The following is a 19451-nucleotide window of genomic DNA, read 5'->3' as shown; positions in this document are numbered from 1 at the left end:
CTCCCAGGACGCTGATGCAAGATGACACCATGAAACCCGAACTCCTCCCCCTGTACGAACAGGTGGCCGACGAAATCGCCGCGACCATCGCCAGCGGCACGCTCAAGCCGGGCGAGCGGCTGCCGTCGCTGCGCAGCATGAAGCAGCGGCGCCAGGTCAGCATGAGCACGGTGCAGGAGGCGTTCAGCGTGCTGGAGGACAGGGGGCTGATCGAAGCGCGGCCGCAGTCGGGCTATTTCGTGCGCCGGCGCCTGCCCTCCGCGCCGCCGGCCTGCTCCACGCCGCAGCCGCAAGCCTTGCCGGTGGTCACCAACCCGCTGATGTGGCGCTTCCTGCGTTACGTCGCCAGCGGCAGCGATCTTGGCTTCGCCAACGCCGTGCCGGCGCCGGAACTGTTCGCGGTGGGATCGCTGCAGAGCAAGCTCAACCAAGTGGCGCGCCGTCGGCCCGAACTGTTGTCCGGCTACGGTCGCAGCGACGGCCTGCCGGAGCTGCGCCGCCAGATTGCGCGCCGCACCGTGGACTGGGGGCAGGCGCTGGAAGTGGACGACATCCTGATCTCCAACGGCTGCATCGAGGCGCTCAATCTCTGCCTGCAGGCGGTGACGCGGCCCGGTGACGTGGTGGCGATCGAATCGCCGTGTTACTTCGGGCTGTTGCAGCTATTGGAGGCGCGTGGTCTCAAGGGACTCGAGATACCCACCGACCCGCTGCACGGCATGTCGCTCGACGCGCTCGATCTGGCGACCCGCACCGGCGACGTCAAGGCGGTGATCGTGGTGAGCAACTTCAGCAACCCGCTCGGGGCGCTGCTGCCGGAAGACACCAAGCGGCGCATGGTGGAGATGCTGGCGGAGCGCGGCATCCCGCTGATCGAGGACGATATCTACGGCGAGTTCTACTTCGGCCGCGAGCGGCCGCTGCCGGCCAAGGCGTTCGACCGCAGCGGCAACGTGCTGTACTGCGCCTCGTTCACCAAGCAGGCCGCGCCCGGCATGCGGGTAGGGTGGGTGGCCGGCGGGCGCTTCCATGCCGAATTGCAGATGCGCAAGTTCTCGCTCACTTTCTGCACGCCCCCCTTGCTGCAGGCGGTGATGGCCGAATTCCTCGCCGCCGGCGGTTTCGACCGCCACATGCGCCAACTGCGTCGTGCCCTGCGCTCCCAGGTGAGCGCCACGATCGATCTGGTCACGCGCCACTTTCCGGCGGGCACCAAGCTGGCCGAACCCCAGGGCGGTTTTCTGCTGTGGCTGGAGCTGCCGCCGGGAGGCGATTGCCTGGCGCTGTTCGACGCGGCGCTGGCCGAGGGCATCGGTTTTGCCCCCGGCCCCTTGTTCTCACCTTGCGGCGAGTACGGCCGCTGCCTGCGCCTCTCCTGCGGCATGCCGTTGACGCCGGAGCGGGTGGTCGCGCTCAAGCGCCTCGGAGAACTGGCCTGCCGGCTGACGACGTGAGGTCCTGCGCCGACCTGCCTAATCTCGGCCATATCGAGGCCCAACGCTGTCGCCACTCCGATGCCATAAAAAAGAGCCGGTGCTCCGGCTCTTGTGGGGTTTTGCGTCGCGATGCGAGGCTCACTCGTCCCAGGGCACGTCGACCTCGCCGGCCACAACCGCTTCGGCGGTGGCGACGGCCGGCTGCGGCTTGGCCGGCGCGGCGGCCTGTGCCTCTTCCAGCCCGCCCAGGGCCTCGACCAGTTCGTCCACCAGTTCGCCCAGTTCTTCCACCATCAGCGTGAAGGTGGCCTCGAACAGGCTGTCGCGATCGTCGCCGGCCTGGCTGGCTTCTTCCTGCAGCACGTCCAGGAACTGCAGACGCTTGAGCTGCAGCGCGTCGGTCAGCACGAAGCGGATGCGTTCGCGCCAGATCAGGCCGACGCGCGTGACCTGCTTGCCGGTGGCGATGTGCTGGCGGATCTCGTCGGCGGTCAGGTCCATGCGCGTGCAGCGGATCACCGCGCCGTTCTCGCTGCCGTCCTTCAGCTCGCATTCGGCGTCCAGTTCGAAGCCGGCCGGCGCCTCGCCCTCGGCCAGCCAGGCGGTCATGGCCGCGTGCGGGGCGAGCTGGGTGCGCGGCAGGGCGGCGGGGAAGGGCGGCAGCGCCTCGCGCAGCTGGCTCACCAGCGCTTCGGACTTGCTGGCGGTGGCGGAGTTCACCATCAGCCATTGCCGGCGACCGTCCAGGTAGGCGCTCAGCCGGTTGCTGCGCACGAAGGCACGCGGCAGCAGATCGTCGGTGATCTGCTCCTTGAGCGCCAGCTTCTCCTTGCGACCGACCTTGCGCAGCTCCTTGTCTTCGATCTCGGCCACCTTGGCATCGACGAATTCGCGGATCACCGACGCCGGCAGGACCTTGTCTTCCCGCTTCAAGGCCACCAGCTGGCAGCCGCGCGCGCTGTACACCGGCGATTCCTGATGCCCGGCCGGCGCGACCCAGCCCTCGCTGAACCAGTCCAGTCCGCTGCAATGCTGAAACGGTCTTTTCTCCAGCGCATCAGTCAGTTGCGTCACGTCGGGGATGGCATCCCCGCTCAAACGATAAAAAGATAGTTGCTTAAACCACATATTTGCCCGATAATGCGCGTCCTCTGAGGCCGAACATTGTATCGCAGAAGCGATGCCGGACGGTGAATAACTTGGAGCCGCAAAAATCGGAATCGGGGTGTAGCTTAGCCTGGTAGAGCGCTACGTTCGGGACGTAGAGGCCGGAGGTTCGAATCCTCTCACCCCGACCAGAAATTTGATGAAGCGCTTGCGAACATCAAATGATTTTTGTAAAATGTGTTTTCTCTGAATTTTATTCAGAACTTCGGGGTGTAGCTTAGCCTGGTAGAGCGCTACGTTCGGGACGTAGAGGCCGGAGGTTCGAATCCTCTCACCCCGACCAAGATTCAAAAAAAGCCTTGATGAGCAGCATACGTCAAGGCTTTTTTACCAAGTTTGGTGTGCCGGTATAGCTCAGTTGGTAGAGCAGCGCATTCGTAATGCGAAGGTCGGGGGTTCGACTCCTCTTACCGGCACCAATAAAATCAAGGGGTTGCGAGATGCTTTCTCGCAACCCCTTGATCATTTCCAGTTCAGTGTCATGGCGGGAGGATGAGTCAAACGCCGCCTCCCTGAGGATCGAGGCCGTGGCCGGTCAGGCGCTCGCGCAACTCCTCCAAAAAGCCGCGCTGCCCAGGCAGGATACGCCGCAGCGCTTCGTCGAACACGAACCATTCTGCGCGGTCGACCTCGGGCACCTCGAGCAGCTTGCCCGAATGCGGCGGCCATTCGAGCGGAAACGTGTTGGATACCAGCAGGTTCACATCCCAATCGCCTTCACAGGCCCACACGTCGATCAGCTTGCCGCTCGGCTGCTTGCGCCGGGTCAGCGGTATGAACGGCCCCAGCGGCCGATAGCCGGTTTCCTCTGCGCACTCGCGGAGGGCCGCCTGCAACGGTTCTTCGCCAGCCGCATATTCGCCCTTGGCGATCGACCAGGCGCCCAGATCCTTCTTGGCCCAGAACGGCCCGCCGGGATGCACGAGCAGCACCTCGAAGCGCTCGCCGTTCTTGCGGTAGGGCAGAATGCCGGCACTGGTCTTGGGCATGGCAGCCTCCTTGTCAACCTGCCTTCAGCATAGACAACCGTTGGAGCCACCCCGCAGCAGTGCCGCCCTACCTGAACGGCATCAACCCGCGTTGAGCGTGCGGCCAGGTACCCGCGAGCTTAACCGAACACCGCCACCACCTGGCGTGATAGCGCCACCAGCTCGCCGTCCGGTCCGAACAGGTGCGCATCCTGGCTGCTGTAGCCGTCGCGCGCCGCGACGATCCCGGCATCCATGCGCCACCACTCACCCGACGCCACCGGCGGCAGATGGCGCACGAACTCGAGCGACCAGCTCAAGGTGCTGGCCGGTGTCGGCTGGGGCAGTAGCGACAGCGCCGGTGGCGGAATCGCATCGGCCAGCGCCACGATATGCGCCTCTTCCAGCATCCCTTCGTCGCGCTGGCGCAGGCGGATGCGCGTGCCAGGGTGCTGGCTGCCGGTAAACGGAATGCCGCCTTCAAGCCAACGGTAAACGTAATGCCGAGTGAAGTTGGGCACCACACCGGGGATAAACGGCAGCTCCGGCCCTTCCTGTTGGTCCGGCAGCGGTTTGCCCGGCTGCGGCGCAACTCGCACGATGGATTCACGCGCGGCGCCGAACACGGCCACCACGGTGGCGGCGGTCTGCTCGCCGTCCATCAGGCGCGCCTCCATCTGCATTGCCGCTCGGCCCTGGCGCAAGGTTTGCACCTGGATGCGCACCTTGCCCGGCAACACCGGCGCGATAAAGGTGGTCTGCAGTGACCACAACGGCGGCGCCTCCGGCATCGCCAGGCGCATGGCGCGTAACGCCAGCATCGCTTGCAGGCCGCCGAACAGGGTGCGCCCCTGCGCCCAGTCTTCGCTCACCTCTGCGTTGAACCAGCCCGGCACACACGCCGAGACCGACTGCAGTAATTCATCGATATGCATGTCCTGCCCCTCTGTTATTGTAAACGGACGTTTGAATTTCCCACTCTACTCCGGATCGAAGAGCTGGTCGAGGAGGGGCGCGTGTCGGTTGGCAAGATGCCACCCAACGATCGGATCCAATCGGTCACGACTACCCATGCGGTGCCTTCAAACAAATAAAAAAGACCTTGGCCGCTACATGCAGCCAAGGCCTATGTTCCCATTGCGGCAGCGAAGCTGCCCGCTACCTTTCCCAATATCCCGGCGTGTTGTAGATCTTTTTCAGATAGTCGATGAAGAAGCGCACCTTGGCCGGCAGGTAGCGCTGCTGCGGGTAGACGGCCTGGATGTCGTAGGCCGGTACCGCGAATTCGTCGAGCACGGTGATCAGTTCCCCCCGTTTGAGCTCTCCCGCGATTTCCCAGGTGGAGCGCCAGCCGATGCCCAGGCCTTGCTTCACCCAGTTGTAGAGCAGTTCCCCGTCGTTGCAATCCAGGTTGCCGCTGACCTTCACCGCTACCAGCCGGCCGTCCTTCAGGAAGGTCCAGCCACGGGGCTGGCCGCCCTGCAGATTGAAGGCCAGGCAGTTGTGCTGAGCCAGGTCCTCCAGGCTCTGCGGGGTGCCGTGGCGCTCGAAGTACGCCGGTGTGCCGCACACCACGCGGCGGTTGCTGGCCAGCTTTACCGCCACGTAGTTGGGGTCGGTGACCTCGCCGATGCGGATGGACATGTCGTAGCCCTCGCGCACCAGGTCCACTACGCTGTCGGTGAGGTTGAAGGAGAGCTTCAATTCCGGGTAGAGGGTCTGGAAAACCTGGCCGAGAGGGGCCACGTGGCGGCGTCCGAAGGCGGCCGGGGCCGACACCACCAGGTGACCGCGCACCTGGTTGCGGCCGGCGCTGATGGTCGATTCCAGTTCGTCGAACTCCTTGAGGAACTGGCGCGCCTGGTCGAGGAATTGTTCTCCCAGGTCGGTCAGATGCAGGCCGCGCGTGGAGCGGTGCATGAGCTTGACCCCCAGGCGGCCTTCCAGGCTGTCCAGGCGACGCCCCATGACCACCGGCGTGACCCGCTCCGCCTGGGCCGCGGCGGCGAAGCTGCCTTTTTCCGCCACCAGGACGAAGCTCTTGAGTTCCGTGTAGCGATCCATCTCGAACCTCCGGGAGTGCTTCCTGGCCGCTCGGGCCAGGAGCGATCAGTCCGTCTGCGGAGAATCGGGCGCGGCCGTGCGACTCTGTTTCGAGCGGCGCCCCGCTTCCCGTATGAGCCATCCCGCATCCACGGCATGGCGCCGGCGTCTCATGCGGCCTCGCGCTGACCGGCAAGGGCGGCCACGCCGGCGCGGGCAACCTGGGCATCCTCGCCGGCCTTGACGCCGGAGACGCCGACCGCGCCGATCACCAGGCCGCCGACCACGATGGGCTCGCCGCCTTCCAGCGGTACCACCGGCATCGCCAGCGCGGCGAAGCGGCCGTTGTTCACCATGTCCTCGAAAGCCTTGCTCGGCTTGCCGCTGAGTACGCAGGTGCGTGCCTTTTCAGGGGCGACGGCGGCGCTCATCAGCGGTGCGCCGTCCATGCGCTGCAGCCACAGGGCATGGCCGCCGGCATCGCATACGGCGATGCTGACCGCCCAGCCCTGGGCTGCTGCCTCGGCTTCGGCTGCGGCGGCGATGCGTTTGACCTCGTCCAGGGTCAGTATCTTGCTGTCTCTCATCTGCGGTTTCCTTCTTGCCTATCGGCGCTCGCCGAGATCGGTGAAACGGATCGCTTGCGCACCCTTCCACAGCACGGTGCGCCCCATGTCCATCAGTTGATCGGCGCCTTCGACCACGGTCAGGAAGTGGTTGCCCGCCAATTGGCCCATCTTGCTCGCGAACTGGCTGCTGCCGTAGGCGAACAGGATCTCGGTTTCGGAAAAACCTCCCGGGTAGAGCAGGATGTCGCCGCGCGAAGGGTGATTGGTGTGGTTCTCGAAGCCGAGCCCGGTATCGAAATCGCCGAGCGGCACCCACACCGCTTCGCCGCTCCAGCGCGAATGGATCACCTGATTGGAGAAGGGCAGCAGCTTCAGGAAGGCGGCGCAGGTACGCGGCGCGGCTTCTTCTTCCAGGCGGGCGACGAAATGGTAGGAACCGACATCGATGGACAGGTAACGCATGGGGTCTCCTTCTTAGGGTGGAACCGGTCGACGCCGGCCCTTCTTGAAACGCTTATTGGCCGATTTCGAAATTGGCCAGCTTCTCCAGCGCGCGCACCATCGCCGAATGATCCCAGCCGGCGCCGCCGTGGGCCGCGCAGGCGTTGAACAGCTCCTGGGCGGTGGCAGTGTTGGGCAGGGACACGCCGAGCTGGCGGCCGGTGGTCAGCGCCAGGTTGAGGTCCTTCTGGTGCAGCTCGATGCGGAAGCCCGGGTCGAAGGTGCGCTTGACCATGCGCTCGCCATGCACCTCCAGGATGCGGGAGTTGGCGAAGCCGCCCATCAGCGCCTGGCGCACCTTGGCCGGGTCGGCGCCGGCCTTGGCGGCGAGCAGCAGGGCCTCGCCCACCGCCTCGATGGTCAGCGCGACGATGATCTGGTTGGCCACCTTGGTGATCTGGCCGTCGCCGTTGCCGCCGACCAGGGTGATGTTCTTGCCCATCAGCTCGAACAGCGGCTTGACCGTGGCGAAGGCGGCCTCGTTGCCGCCGACCATGATGGTCAGCGTCGCCGCCTTGGCGCCGACTTCGCCGCCCGACACCGGCGCATCGAGGTACTCGCAGCCGAGCTCGTTGATGCGGCGGGCGAAATCCTTGGTGGCCACCGGCGAGATGGAGCTCATGTCCACCACGATCTTGCCGGCGCTGAGACCGGCGGCGACGCCGTTGGCGCCGAACAGCGCATCTTCCACGTGCGGGGTGTCGGGCACCATGGTGATGACGATGTCCGCCTGGCGGGCGACCTCGGCGCCGCTGGTGCAGACCCTGGCGCCGGCCTCGATGAGCGCCGCGGGCGTATTGCTGCGGGTGTAGGTGAAGACGGTATGCCCGCCGGCGATGAGGTGGCCGGCCATGGGCGCGCCCATGATACCGAGGCCGATGAAACCGATGTTTGCCATGATGCTGTCTCCGTTTTATGAGATTGAGTCCTGGAGCCGTTAACAAAACCCAGTGCAACGGTCTTGGCTAGGTGCGCGGCCGCAGAAAACGAGGCGTAGCCGAAGTTTCAGCGAAGCTACATGCAAGTAGTACGGCCAGACCGCGTAACAACGCCAAGAGGGTTTTGTTAGCGGCTCTTAGCGTGTCAGGGCCGTGATCCAGCCCAGCCCCTCGCGGGTGTCGGCGGCGGGCTTGTACTCGCAGCCGATCCAGCCGCTGTAGCCGAGTCCGTCGATGTGGCGCAACAGCCACGGGTAGTTGATCTCGCCGCTGCCCGGCTCGTGGCGGCCGGGGTTGTCGGCGAGCTGGATGTGGGCGATGCGCGGCAGGTGCTTGGCGATCGTGCCCGCCAGTTCGCCCTCCATGCGCTGGGCGTGGTAGATGTCGTACTGGATGAACAGGTTGTCCGAGCCGACCGCGTCGAGAATCTCCGCTGCCTGGGCGGTGCGGTTCAGGTAGAAGCCGGGGATGTCGTAGGTATTGATCGGCTCGATCAGCAAACGGATGCCCGCCTTCTGCAACTGGCCGGCGGCGAAGCGCAGGTTGTCGACGAAGGTCTCGCGCAGCGTGTCGGCCGGGACGCCGGCCGGGGCGATGCCAGCCAGGCAGTTGAGCTGGGTGCAGCCTAAGGCCCGGGCGTAGTCGATGGCGCGGCCGACGCCGTCGCGGAACTCGTCGACCCGGTCCGGATGGCAGGCGATGCCGCGCTCGCCCGCTTCCCAGTCGCCCGCCGGCAGGTTGTGGAGGACCTGCACCAGGCCGTGGCGATCGAGGCACTCGGCCAGGACCTCCTTGGCGAAGGCGTAGGGGAACAGGTACTCGACCCCCTGGAAGCCGGCCTCGGCGGCGGCCTGGAAGCGGTCGAGGAAGGGTAGCTCGGTAAAGAGCATGGTCAGGTTGGCGGCGAATTTCGGCATGGTGTCCTCCTGGTTGCTGGACGCTAGGGTCAGTCGAGCAGCGAGATGGCGGTCGGGGCGTCGGCGCCGTGGGCGGCCAGTTCCTCGAACTCGTTGACGGCGTTGATCTCGGTGCCCATGGAGATGTTGGTCACCCGTTCCAGGATGATCTCCACCACCACCGGCACGCGGTATTGCTCCATCCAGGCACGGGCCTGGGCGAAGGCGGGCTGGATCTCCTCCGGCTTGCGCACGCGGATCGCCTTGCAGCCCAAACCCTCGACCACCGCCACGTGATCGACGCCGTAGCCTTCGGTCTCGGGGGCGTTGATGTTCTCGAAGGCGAGCTGCACGCAGTAGTCCATGTCGAAGCCGCGCTGGGCCTGGCGGATCAGCCCCAGGTAGGCGTTGTTCACCACCACGTGCAGGTAGGGCAGCTTGAACTGGGCGCCGACGGCCAGCTCTTCGATCATGAACTGGAAGTCGTAGTCGCCGGAGATGGCCACCACCTTGCGCGCCGGATCGGCGGCGCAGACGCCCAGCGCTGCCGGAATGGTCCAGCCCAGCGGGCCGGCCTGGCCGCAGTTGATCCAGTGGCGCGGCTTGTAGACGTGGAGGAACTGGGCGGCGGCGATCTGGGACAGGCCGATGGTGCTGACATAGCAGGTATCCTGGCCGAAAGCCCGGTTCATCTCCTCGTACACCCGTTGCGGCTTCATCGGGGTGGTATCGAAGTGGGTCTTGCGCTGCAGGGTGCGCTTGCGCTCCTGGCAGTCGGCGACCCAGGCGCTGCGGTCCGGCAGCTGGCCTGCCGCCTTCATCTCGCGCGCCACCTCGAGCAGGCGGTCGAGCGCCGCGCCGGCGTCCGAGACGATGCCGTAGTCGGGGCCGAACACCCGGCCGATCTGGGTCGGCTCGATGTCGATGTGCACGAAGGTGCGGCCCTCGGTGTAGACCTCCACCGAACCGGTATGGCGGTTGGCCCAGCGGTTGCCGATGCCGATCACGAAGTCCGACGCCAGCATCGTGGCGTTGCCGTAGCGGTGCGAGGTCTGCAGGCCCACCATGCCGGCCATCAGCGGATGGTCGTCGGGGATGGTGCCCCAGCCCATCAGGGTCGGGATTACCGGCACGCCGGTCAGCTCGGCGAACTCCTGCAGGCGGACTGCCGCATCGGCGTTGATCACGCCGCCGCCGGAGACGATCAGAGGACGCTCGGCGGCATTGAGCATGGCCATGGCCTTCTCGGCCTGGGCGCGTGTGGCGGCCGGCTTGTGCAAGGGCAGGGACTCGTAGGTGTCGATGTCGAACTCGATCTCGGCCATCTGCACGTCGAAAGGCAGGTCGATCAGCACCGGGCCGGGGCGGCCGGAGCGCATGATGTGGAAGGCCTGCTGGAACACGCGTGGCACCAGCGCCGGCTCGCGCACCGTGACGGCCCACTTGGTGACCGGCTTGGCGATGGACTCGATGTCCACCGCCTGGAAGTCTTCCTTGTAGAGGCGGGCACGGGGGGCCTGGCCGGTAATGCATAGGATAGGTATCGAATCGGCCGACGCGGAATACAGGCCGGTGATCATATCGGTGCCCGCCGGGCCGGAGGTGCCGATGCACACGCCGACGTTGCCGGCCTTGGCGCGGGTATAGCCCTCTGCCATGTGGGAGGCTCCCTCGACATGGCGGGCCAGCACGTGTTGGAAGCCGCCATCCTTCTTCATCGCCGAGTAAAGCGGGTTGATCGCGGCGCCGGGCACGCCGAACACGGTACTCACGCCTTCCTTGCGCAACACTGCCGCGGCGGCGTCCACTGCTCTCATTCGGGCCATCGGTATTCCTCCTTGGGTGGTATCTGCTCGACTGATGGTCCCAGCATAGGGAGAAAGACTAAGTCGTTGAATTGCCGTGGCTATCGGTTCTGTCGATACTTTTGGTATCGGCTGGTGCCGAGAAGGGACGCCGCGCCATCCCTCCGGAAGGCGTTAGCCGGCGGCGAGTCCCTTCATCGGATCGCTCCGGTCAGCAGCAGATAACCCGGCAGCCACCCGGTCAGCACGCCCTGGCCGATGGCCATGCAGGCGGTGAGCCGGGCCACCGGCTTCTGCAGCGCCAGCCGCAGGAAAAACAGCAGCCACAGCAGCGCCCACGCCAGCCAGGACAGGCCGAACCACCAGTCCCAGGCGGAGCGGGCGAGGTACAGCGTCTCCGCCGCCACCGGCACCGCCGTGATCGCCACGAACAGGCTGAACCAGCCCAGCCCGCGGCCGTCGGAGCCGTTGTGACGGTTGAGGGCGACCCACAAATAGGTGAACGAGAACAGCAGGGAGAGGGCGCCCGCCTTGATCGAGGCGGCGTCCGCCCCCTCGCCGAAGGCGAGCTTGAGGGCCACCAGCAGCGTGAGGCCGCCGGCGAACAGGTTGATCACGGAGATCTCCCGGTCGCCGATGCGGCCCAGCATCCACAGGCCGTTGAGAATCAGCACCGCTCCTACGTAGAGAAGCGTCAGCCCGAGCAGCATGGCTATCCTCCTCGGCGGGGTCGGAAGGTGTCCGGCATGGTCGATGCTCCCAAGCTCAGGCCAGGGCCGGGATGATGCCGACGGTGTCGAGCCGGACTTCGTCGCAGTTGTGGCCGGGGCCGCTGCGGTCCACCACCAGGAAATCGCATACCGCGTCGAGGGCCAGCAGCGGGTGGTGCCACACCCCGGTGCGGTAGTTGACGCCCTGATCGGACCGGGCGAGGAAGACCCGCAGGTCCTCCGCCGCCGGCGGCGCCCCGGCCGGGGCCACCACCACCAGGTAGGGGAGCCCGGACAGCGGGACGAAGGCCTGGCTGCCCAGCGGGTGGCGTTCCATCATCTCCACCCGGAACGGCAGCTCACGCGGCTGGCCGCGAAAGATGGACACGATCGCCCGGCCCTCGGGCCCCGGCTCGATGCTGGCCAGATCGTGGTAGCGCTCGGTGTTGCCGCCGTTGATCGGGAAGTGGCGTACCGCCTCCGAGGCCTCGATCACGTCGCCGAACGGCGCGAAGGCTTCCCGGCTGAGCGGTTCCACCTCCAGGATGCGGGGCCTCATGGCTTGACCACCCGGCCCCACAGGCGCAGGCGCGAGACCCCGCCGTCGGGGAAGATGTTGAGGCGGACATGGGTCACCGGGCCGAGCTTGGCCAGGTCGGTGAAGGTGTGCACCGCGTCCATCGACAGCTTCTGCTCCGGCAGCAGCACCGGCCAGAACATGCTCTGGGTGGTGGCGGACTGGTCGGTGCCGCCGGTGACGAAGGCCGCCTGCAGCGAGCAAGCGTCGGGATAATTGCCTTTGTAGAAGGCGGTATCCACCTCGATCTTCTCGATGATGCCGGGTGCGCCCAGCTGCAGCACGCACCAGTCGTTGCCCGGTTCGCGGCGGCGGCGGGTCTCCCAGCCGTCGCCCATGTTCAGGCCGCGGCCGGGCAGCAGCATGTTGCTGGCGGAGGAGCCGAAGCTGGCGTCGTTCCAGGCCACCGGGCGGCCGCCGTTCTCCAGCGCGACCAGGTCGACCAGCTGATCCGGGCCGGCGGTTTCCAGGCCGCCCACCGGCTGGCCGTACACGCGCAGGCGGGCGATGCCGCCGTCCGGGTAGATGTTGACGCGCAGGTGGGTCCAGGCATCGCCGTTGGCGCATTCGAGCAGGTGATGGCTGTTGGGGCCGAGCGCGGTGGCGGGGAGGATTTCGGTCCAGTTGGCCGCCTTCAGCGCCTCCACGTCGTCCGTGGCGGAAACGGTGGCCTCGATCGACACCGCCGGCGGGTAGTTGCCGGTGAAGTGACTGGTATCCACGTCGAAGCCGCGGATCACGCCCTTCACGCCGAGCTTCACCAGCGCCCAGTCGTGGCCGGCTACGCGCTTGCGGCGCGACTCCCAGCCATCCATCCACTTGCCGTTCTCGTCGAACTTGCCGGGAACGAACTGGGCCGGTTCCGGGTTGAGCATGCGCGAGACCTCGGCGAAGAAATCGTCCGAAGCGTAAAGAGCCTGGGCGCCCAGACGCGGGTTGGCGAGGTCGACCGAGCGGCGCGCCCAATCGGGCAGCTCGGCGGCGGGGGCGATGACGGTAGGTCCGGTGGCGTGGGCCATGGTGGGTTCTCCTAAGGGTTCAGTGCGTAGATGCGGTAAGAGGCCCATCGCGGGATGGGCCGGCTCGTGTTCAGGTTGGTGCGGCGGTCACAGGCGCGACGGCGGAACGACTTCGGCCATCGGTTCGGCGCGGATCGGGGCGCGCAGATCCACCTTGATGTCGCCGTCGAGCACCTTGGTGGCGCGCTCGCGGTCGATATCCTTCTCCCACACGCCGACGACCACGGTCGCCACGCAGTTGCCGATCATATTGGTCAGCGCGCGCGCCATGCCCATGAACCAGTCCACCGACAGCACCAGCACCAGGCCGATGGCGGGGATGGCCGGGATGGCGCTCAAGGTGGCGGCCAGGATCACGATGGCCGAGCCCGGCACGCCGTGGGCGCCTTTCGAGGTCACCAGCGAAATGGCGAGGATGGTGAACAGATCGGTCAAGGACAAGGGGGTGTTGGTGGCCTGGGCGATGAACACCGCCGCCAGGGTCAGGTAGATCGAGAAGCCGTCGAGGTTGAACGAGTAGCCGGTGGGGATCACCAGGCCCACGGTCGAATCCTTCACGCCCATCAGTTCGAGCTTGCGCATCACCTGGGGCAGCACGGCATCGGAAGAGGCCGTGCCCAGCACCACCAGCAGTTCCTCGCGCAGATAGCCCAGCAGCTTGAAGATGTTGAAGCCGGCCAGCCGCAGGATGGTACCCAGTACGGCGACCACGAAGATGGTGCAGGTGACGTAGAACAGCGCCACCAGGAGGCCGAGCTGCTTGAGCGAACCGACGCCGTACTTGCCGACGGTGAAGGCGATGGCGCCCAGCACGCCCAAGGGGGCGAGCTTGACGATGAAGCCGATCAGCTTGAAGAACACCTGGCCGAGATGGTCGATGGCGGTGGTCACCGGGCGGCCGCGCTCGCCGAGTGCCGCGACGGCGCAACCGAACAGGATGGCGATCAGCAGCACCTGCAGGATGTCGCCCTTGGCGAAGGCATCGCCGAAGGTGGCGGGGATGAGCTTCATGATGAAGTCCACCGCCGTCATGTGGCCGACCTGGGAGACCCGCTCGCTATAGTCGGCCAGGGCTGCGGCATCGAGCGAGTGTGGGTTGACGTTCATGCCGGCACCCGGCTGCAGGGTTTCGGCCAGCAGCACGCCGAGCGCGAGGGCGAAGGTGGTGACGATCTCGAAATACACCAGGGCCTTGATGCCGACGCGTCCGACCTTCTTCAGGTCGCCGGTGCTGCAGATGCCGTGCACGACGACGCAGAACACCAGGGGGGCGACCAGCATCTTGATGAGCTTGATGAAGCCGTCGCCCAAGGGCTTCAGCTTGGCGGCGAAATCGGGCCAAACGATGCCGACGATCACGCCGAGAATCAGAGCGATGACGACCTGACCGAACAGGGTCTTATGAAAGCGCTTGTACATGGTTCACCTCGCAAAGCGGGTGGAGAGGGAGTTGCCGATCGCAACCAGGCTCTTGCTGAAGTGACGACGGTCAGTGTCGAGAGTCGTACTCACGTCTTTCTTATATAACGCCGCTGGGGCGGCATGCACTGCTCTTACTCGGGCCATCTGCTTCTCCTCTATCAGAATGTTTGTTGGGCCGGTTTAGGACAGCTTAGGGATAAAGCGGGAGTGCTTGAATTACCTCCGACATCGGTTCTGTCGATAGCTTTGGTATCGACTCAGGGGCCGCATGGCTCATCTCGCCAACTGGCCGGGAAGGGGTCTGTTCTCCTGCCAGCCCTTGCCGACGCGACGACGAACGGGCTGGTCTTTCCCCTTCATCGGTTGTCTGTCCTCGCCGCCGGGGTGACGTGGCGGTAAGGAGTGGTAATACATGCTTTCTGACATGTTAGATTGAATTTTTCAGATATTGCAATAAAAATGTCTATAGAGGATTGCCTGACATGGCGACTGGAATTTGCTGCTGTCGAAAGCTGATGTGACAATGGCCAATCGACGAACAAGTATGAGGACGAGAAACATGCTGGAGCCGGAAGGTTTGCTGTTGGCTGACAGGGCATTCCTGGCGTTGCGGGAACTGCTGACCGGCGGTGGCCTGCGGGCGGGACAGTTTGTCTCGATGTCGGATCTGGTCGGCGTGATCGGCCTGCCCCTCGCGCCGGTGAGGGAAGCGGTCAAGCGCGCCGAATCGGCCGGCTTCGTCCGCATCCTGCCCAAGCGGGGCGTGGCCGTGATGGAGGCGACCCCGGAGCTGATCCGCGAGTGCTTCCACCTGCGTACCATCTTCGATCAGGAAGGCGCCCGGCTACTGGTGCGCAAGCATGCGGCGGACAATCTGGGCGAGCTGCGCAAGAAACACCAGCAGGTACTCGATGCCGCCCGCGCCGGCGTGACGTCCTCGCTGCAGCGTGAAGCCATGGCGGTGGACTGGGCCTTGCACAGCACCCTGTCCGACGTCCTCGACAACGCCAGTGTCCGGGAAATCTACGCCCGCAACCGCGACCGCATCCTCGTCATGCAGCATTCCCGTCCCCTGCTGCCCGACCGGATCGTGCCGGCGATGGAAGAACACCTTGCGATCATGGACGCGATCGCCGGCGGAGACGAGCAGGAGGCGGCAAAACAGGTGCGCAACCATTTCCGCCAGACGCTGCGTTGGTGGGGCCTTATCGACCAGGCCGGGGAACTCTGAAAAGGGCTAGCCTGCAGCGGTAATGCCTGGCGGGGCCGGCCGCTGATCCGCGGGAGCGGCGACCATGAGTCTCGCTTACTGACCGCCTGGGGCGAGCAAGGGCGAGTAGCCCAGCTGACGCAGCTTGCTCATGGCTTCTTCGGCTTCGGCGCGTGTGCGGAACGGGCCGACGTGTACCCGCGTCTCGGTGTGGGCTTCGATGCCATGGGCCTTGAGCGTCTCGACCAGTTTCTGTGCATTGGTCAGGCTGGAGAACAACCCGAGCTGCACCTTGTAACCGAGCGAAGTGCCGACCGGCTTGGCTTTACCGACCGGCGCCGGGGACGGAGGCGTCTCTTCCTGGGCCAGCGGCTTGAATGCCTGGGGAGGTGGGGCGCTTTCCTCTTTGGCTTTTGCGGCGGGAGCGGCGAGCTGCGCCTTGGGGGCCGCCGGAACCGTCGGCGCACTCGGGGCTTTTCCCTGGATGGCGGCAACGCCCGGCGTCTTGCCGGTGTCCGGCGCGGGCGGTGCGGCCGGGCCCGGTGTCACCGGAGCGGGGCTGGCCGCTACGGATGCTTGCGCGGGTTGGCTGGCTTCCATGGCGACGGGGGCGCTGCTCTCGATGGCGGCCGGGGGTTCTGCCTCCGGCGCCGATGCGGCGTTGGCGATCTTGCCCGAGCTGCCTTGCGGTTCCGTCGTCGTCATGGCGACGTCACTGCGTTTGCCAAAATAGTCCAGCACCGGAATGGCGGCCAGCGCGAGCGCCACCAGTCCCCCGGCAATGAGCAGTCGTTTCTTCAGCTTGTTGCTGATGTCTTTTTCGTCTGGGCCCTTCGGCGGAGGGGAATTTGGGGTGTCTGGGCTCATTGTGCTTAAATTTTGTGCAGCAAAGGCTTGAAAAGGCTGGTAAAGTACCGGGTTCCTCAGAATTGGGTAGCCCGATTGGCTAGGCTGGAACCTAGTTTAGCCATTTGTCTTGGAATTTGGGAGAATTTTTATGGCAATTGAACGTACTCTGTCCATCATCAAGCCGGACGCCGTAGCAAAGAACGTGATCGGCAAGATCTACGACCGTTTCGAATCGGCCGGCCTGAAAGTGGTGGCTGCCAAGATGAAGCAACTGTCCCGCGCCGAAGCCGAAGGCTTCTACGCCGTGCACAAAGAGCGTCCTTTCTTTAACGATCTGGTGAACTTCATGATCTCCGGCCCGGTCATGATTCAGGCGCTGGAAGGCGAAAACGCCGTTCTGAAGAACCGCGAACTGATGGGCGCCACCGATCCGAAGAAAGCCGACGCCGGCACCATCCGCGCCGACTTCGCCGAATCGATCGACGCCAACGCCGTGCACGGTTCCGACAGCGTTGAGAACGCTGCCATCGAAGTGGCCTATTTCTTCGCCGCTTCCGAAATCTGCTCGCGTTAATTAGCTGTACTGCTGTACCGGGGTGGCCGCCAGGGCGGCTGCCCCGCGAAGAGGATTGCATGAAAACCAACCTGCTCGACTTCAATCTGGCCCAACTGACCGAACACTTTGCCGCGATGGGCGAAAAGCCGTTCCGCGCCAAGCAGGTGATGCGTTGGATGCACCAGATGGGCGAGGCCGATTTCGACGCCATGACCGACATCGCCAAGAGCTTGCGCAGCAAGCTGCACGAGTCGGCCGAGGTGCGCGTGCCCGACCTGATGGTCGAACAGGCTTCCAGTGATGGTACCCGCAAGTGGCTGCTGGACGTCGGCACCGGCAACGGCGTCGAGACCGTCTTCATCCCCGAGGATGACCGCGGCACCTTGTGCATATCATCCCAGGTGGGATGCGCCCTCGAATGCACCTTCTGTTCGACCGGGCGCCAGGGCTTCAACCGCAACCTGTCCACGTCCGAGATCATCGGCCAGCTGTGGTGGGCCAACAAGGCCATGGGCGTGACGCCGAAGAACGAGCGCGTCATCTCCAACGTGGTCATGATGGGGATGGGCGAGCCGCTGGCCAACTTCGACAACGTGGTGTCGGCCCTGCAGATCATGCTGGACGACCACGGCTACGGCCTCTCCCGTCGCCGCGTGACAGTATCGACCTCGGGCATGGTGCCGCAGATGGACCGTTTGCGCGAAGCCTGTCCGGTGGCGCTGGCGGTCAGCCTGCACGCGCCGAACGACGCCATCCGCGACGTGATCGTGCCGATCAACAAGAAATACCCGCTGCGTGAGCTGATGGCTGCCTGCCAGCGCTACCTGGAAAAGGCTCCGCGGGACTTCGTGACCTTCGAGTACGTGATGCTTGACGATGTCAACGATAGACCTGAACATGCTCGCCAGCTGATTGAACTGGTAAAAGATGTACCCTGCAAGTTCAACCTGATCCCGTTCAATCCGTTCCCGAACTCGGGCTACGAGCGTTCCAGCAACAATGCCATCCACCGCTTCCGGGAAATCCTGCAAGAGGCGGGCTACGTGGTGACGGTACGCAAGACCCGTGGCGACGACATCGATGCCGCCTGTGGTCAGCTGGCCGGGCAGGTGCAGGACAAGACGCGGCGCAAGGAAAAGTGGATTCGAATCGCGGAGGATGGTGCGGCATGAAGAAAGGGCAAATGTGGCTTGCTGGATGCTTGACGGCTTTTGGCATGACCGTGTTTGCCGCCGCGCCGACCAACGAACTGGCACAGATTCGCACCCAGCTGGCCGTGGAGTACTCCCGGCTGGGCAATTACAAGGCTGCGCTGATGTCCGCCGATCAGGCCATCACCGCCGATCAGCGCTACGTCCCGGCCTACCTGGCCAAGGCTTACGTGCTGACGCTGTTGAAAGTGGACGGCGAGGCCGAGCAGCAGTACCGCAAGGCTCTGTCACTCGAACCCGACAATCCGGAAGCCAACAATAATTACGGCGACTTCCTGTGCGAGCACGGAAGGGCGCAGGATGGCATGGGCTATTTTGCCAAGGCCCTGGCCAATCCCCTGTACGATACGCCGCAGACCGCTTACCTGAATCTGGGGCGGTGCAGCGTCATGCTGGGGCAGAAGGCGCAAGCCAACGACTACCTGTTGTCGGCCTTGCGCGTGTCCCCCAATTATCCGCCGGCGCTGAAGGAACTGGCCGCCCTGCATTATGGTCAAGGTAACGCCAAACTGGCGGCGTTCTATTTCGACCGCCTGGCCGACAATGTTGGAGAGATGCCGGCCGACGTGCTGCTGCTGGGGGTGAAAATCGCCCGTAAGACCAGTGAGCAGGGCAAGGCCGAGCTGTATGCCGCGCGGCTCAAGAGCCGTTATCCCGATTCGAAAGAAACGCAAGAGTTGTTGAGTGGTCTTTGATGGAAGCACAAACCGAACAGAATGATGCCTTCCCGCCCGTGCATGGCGGAGTGGGGGCAACCCTCAAGGCGGCCCGCGAGGCCGCCGGTCTCAGCCTGGGAGAGGTGGCCGACCGACTGAAATTGTCGCTCAAGCAACTGGAGGCGATCGAAAGCGACCGCTTCGAGGCTTTGCCCGGCCCGGCCTTCGTCCGGGGCTTCGTGCGCAACTATGCCCGTTTTCTGGGGGTGGATGCCGTGCCGCTGCTGGCGCGGCTGGAAGAGCGTTTCCCTTCCGCTGTCAAGGAAGTGGCCAATCTGGCCAAGGAGCCCGCGGCAAGCCCTTTGGCTAACGGGGGAGAAAAGACTTCCACTGCGCGCGGCAAGTGGGCGATGCTGCTGGCGCTGGCCGTCGTCGTGGTGGCGGCGGCCTTCCTGTTTGCCAGCCCGAGCAGCCAGCCGGCCCAAGAGGGCGCCACGCAGGATCTGGCCCCGATGATGACGGAACAGTCGGTTGCTCCGGCTCCTGCCGAGGCCGTACCGGCGAAGGACGCGTCGGCGCCGACGGCATCGCCAACGGCTCTTGCGCCGGCCCCGGCTGCTGCTCCGGCCGAGGCGGTGCCTGCTTCGGCTCCGGCCGCTGCGCCGTTGTCGTCGGGCGACGGGAAGGTCAAGCTGGCCGCCAGGCAGGATGCCTGGGTGTCGGTGGTCGATAGCCACGGCAAGAAACTGGTGTTCGAGACGCTCAAGGCCGGCGCGGCCAAGGAAGTGGCCGGCCAGCCGCCGTTCAAGCTCACTGTCGGGAACGCCAGCCAGGTCGAGGTGTCCTTCAACGGTCAGCCGGTGGAGATGGCCGGCAAGATTCGCGGTACCACCGCCAGACTAGAACTCAAGTAGGTAG

Annotated in this window: 20 protein-coding genes and 3 tRNA genes; 9 read left to right on the top strand and 14 right to left on the bottom strand. The window is 65.1% G+C overall.

The window, feature by feature from the left end:
• The first annotated feature begins 29 nt into the window (after positions 1-29).
• Complete coding sequence (locus PSEMAI1_RS0115225) at positions 30-1454, top strand: PLP-dependent aminotransferase family protein (RefSeq protein ID WP_029770757.1); 1425 nt, start codon at positions 30-32, stop codon at positions 1452-1454.
• A gap of 120 nt (positions 1455-1574) precedes the next feature.
• Here the strand turns inward: PSEMAI1_RS0115225 and PSEMAI1_RS0115220 are convergent, their stop codons facing one another.
• The gene (locus PSEMAI1_RS0115220; protein WP_024303698.1) at positions 1575-2564 is read right to left on the bottom strand and encodes a recombination-associated protein RdgC; all 990 of its coding nucleotides are present in this window, start codon (positions 2562-2564) and stop codon (positions 1575-1577) included.
• Between the two features lie 93 nt (positions 2565-2657).
• On the opposite strand from PSEMAI1_RS0115220, the gene PSEMAI1_RS0115215 reads away from it, so the two are divergent.
• The 3 genes from PSEMAI1_RS0115215 to PSEMAI1_RS0115205 all read left to right on the top strand — a co-directional run bounded on the left by PSEMAI1_RS0115215 (position 2658) and on the right by PSEMAI1_RS0115205 (position 3022).
• A tRNA-Pro gene (locus tag PSEMAI1_RS0115215) sits at positions 2658-2734 on the top strand.
• A gap of 75 nt (positions 2735-2809) precedes the next feature.
• Positions 2810-2886: transfer RNA gene (locus tag PSEMAI1_RS0115210), tRNA-Pro, on the top strand.
• Positions 2887-2946: 60 nt separating this feature from the next.
• Positions 2947-3022: transfer RNA gene (locus tag PSEMAI1_RS0115205), tRNA-Thr, on the top strand.
• Positions 3023-3100: 78 nt separating this feature from the next.
• Here PSEMAI1_RS0115205 and PSEMAI1_RS0115200 read toward each other — a convergent pair.
• The 12 genes from PSEMAI1_RS0115200 to PSEMAI1_RS0115145 form a co-directional block, all read right to left on the bottom strand.
• The gene (locus tag PSEMAI1_RS0115200; protein ID WP_024303697.1) at positions 3101-3592 is read right to left on the bottom strand and encodes an NUDIX domain-containing protein; all 492 of its coding nucleotides are present in this window, start codon (positions 3590-3592) and stop codon (positions 3101-3103) included.
• A gap of 119 nt (positions 3593-3711) precedes the next feature.
• Positions 3712-4506 (bottom strand): acyl-CoA thioesterase II, encoded by a 795-nt coding sequence (locus PSEMAI1_RS0115195; RefSeq protein ID WP_024303696.1) that lies wholly within the window; start codon positions 4504-4506, stop codon positions 3712-3714.
• Positions 4507-4729: 223 nt separating this feature from the next.
• The gene (locus PSEMAI1_RS0115190) at positions 4730-5635 is read right to left on the bottom strand and encodes a LysR family transcriptional regulator (protein WP_024303695.1); all 906 of its coding nucleotides are present in this window, start codon (positions 5633-5635) and stop codon (positions 4730-4732) included.
• A gap of 149 nt (positions 5636-5784) precedes the next feature.
• Positions 5785-6201, bottom strand: a complete 417-nt coding sequence (locus PSEMAI1_RS0115185) for a heme-binding protein (RefSeq protein ID WP_024303694.1) — start codon at positions 6199-6201, stop codon at positions 5785-5787.
• Positions 6202-6219: 18 nt separating this feature from the next.
• A complete protein-coding gene (locus PSEMAI1_RS0115180; protein WP_024303693.1) occupies positions 6220-6645 on the bottom strand; it encodes a DUF3830 family protein in 426 nt (141 codons plus the stop codon).
• 52 nt (positions 6646-6697) lie between these two features.
• Complete coding sequence (locus tag PSEMAI1_RS0115175) at positions 6698-7582, bottom strand: 2-hydroxy-3-oxopropionate reductase (RefSeq protein ID WP_024303692.1); 885 nt, start codon at positions 7580-7582, stop codon at positions 6698-6700.
• A gap of 177 nt (positions 7583-7759) precedes the next feature.
• Positions 7760-8539 carry a hydroxypyruvate isomerase gene (gene hyi, locus PSEMAI1_RS0115170; RefSeq protein WP_024303691.1) on the bottom strand — a complete coding sequence of 260 codons (780 nt, stop codon included), beginning with the start codon at positions 8537-8539 and terminating at the stop codon, positions 7760-7762.
• 29 nt (positions 8540-8568) lie between these two features.
• Positions 8569-10344, bottom strand: coding sequence for a glyoxylate carboligase (gene gcl / locus PSEMAI1_RS0115165; RefSeq protein WP_024303690.1), 1776 nt, complete (start codon positions 10342-10344; stop codon positions 8569-8571).
• A gap of 173 nt (positions 10345-10517) precedes the next feature.
• Positions 10518-11033 (bottom strand): AmiS/UreI family transporter, encoded by a 516-nt coding sequence (locus PSEMAI1_RS0115160; protein WP_024303689.1) that lies wholly within the window; start codon positions 11031-11033, stop codon positions 10518-10520.
• Between the two features lie 55 nt (positions 11034-11088).
• A complete protein-coding gene (locus tag PSEMAI1_RS0115155) occupies positions 11089-11592 on the bottom strand; it encodes an ureidoglycolate lyase (RefSeq protein ID WP_024303688.1) in 504 nt (167 codons plus the stop codon).
• Positions 11589-12629, bottom strand: a complete 1041-nt coding sequence (alc, locus tag PSEMAI1_RS0115150; protein ID WP_024303687.1) for an allantoicase — start codon at positions 12627-12629, stop codon at positions 11589-11591. Before alc ends, PSEMAI1_RS0115155 begins: the two co-directional genes overlap by 4 nt.
• An 87-nt stretch (positions 12630-12716) precedes the next feature.
• Positions 12717-14048: a C4-dicarboxylate transporter DctA gene (locus PSEMAI1_RS0115145; protein ID WP_024303686.1), complete on the bottom strand. Its 1332-nt coding sequence runs from the start codon at positions 14046-14048 to the stop codon at positions 12717-12719.
• A gap of 562 nt (positions 14049-14610) precedes the next feature.
• Between PSEMAI1_RS0115145 and PSEMAI1_RS0115135 the strand changes: the two genes are divergently transcribed.
• The gene (locus PSEMAI1_RS0115135; protein WP_024303685.1) at positions 14611-15282 is read left to right on the top strand and encodes a GntR family transcriptional regulator; all 672 of its coding nucleotides are present in this window, start codon (positions 14611-14613) and stop codon (positions 15280-15282) included.
• A 75-nt stretch (positions 15283-15357) separates the two neighbouring features.
• On the opposite strand, the gene PSEMAI1_RS0115130 is transcribed toward PSEMAI1_RS0115135, so the two are convergent.
• Positions 15358-16128, bottom strand: a complete 771-nt coding sequence (locus PSEMAI1_RS0115130; protein WP_024303684.1) for an SPOR domain-containing protein — start codon at positions 16126-16128, stop codon at positions 15358-15360.
• A 130-nt stretch (positions 16129-16258) separates the two neighbouring features.
• Here PSEMAI1_RS0115130 and ndk point away from each other — a divergent pair, with 130 nt between their 5' ends.
• From ndk to PSEMAI1_RS0115110, 4 genes are read left to right on the top strand one after another with little or no spacing between them, the layout of a single operon-like run.
• Positions 16259-16684, top strand: a complete 426-nt coding sequence (ndk, locus tag PSEMAI1_RS0115125) for a nucleoside-diphosphate kinase (protein ID WP_024303683.1) — start codon at positions 16259-16261, stop codon at positions 16682-16684.
• 59 nt (positions 16685-16743) lie between these two features.
• Complete coding sequence (gene rlmN, locus PSEMAI1_RS0115120; protein ID WP_024303682.1) at positions 16744-17838, top strand: 23S rRNA (adenine(2503)-C(2))-methyltransferase RlmN; 1095 nt, start codon at positions 16744-16746, stop codon at positions 17836-17838.
• On the top strand, positions 17835-18572 hold the full coding sequence (pilW, locus tag PSEMAI1_RS0115115) for a type IV pilus biogenesis/stability protein PilW (RefSeq protein ID WP_029770753.1): 738 nt from the start codon (positions 17835-17837) through the stop codon (positions 18570-18572). Before rlmN ends, pilW begins: the two co-directional genes overlap by 4 nt.
• A complete protein-coding gene (locus PSEMAI1_RS0115110) occupies positions 18572-19447 on the top strand; it encodes a RodZ domain-containing protein (RefSeq protein WP_024303680.1) in 876 nt (291 codons plus the stop codon). Before pilW ends, PSEMAI1_RS0115110 begins: the two co-directional genes overlap by 1 nt.
• Positions 19448-19451: the final 4 nt, after the last annotated feature.

The sequence above is a fragment of the Pseudogulbenkiania sp. MAI-1 genome, from assembly GCF_000527175.1.
Taxonomy (GTDB): Bacteria; Pseudomonadota; Gammaproteobacteria; order Burkholderiales; family Chromobacteriaceae; genus Pseudogulbenkiania.
The sequence above is the reverse complement of the archived record's forward strand: the minus strand, read 5'-3'. Positions and strand labels throughout refer to the sequence as shown.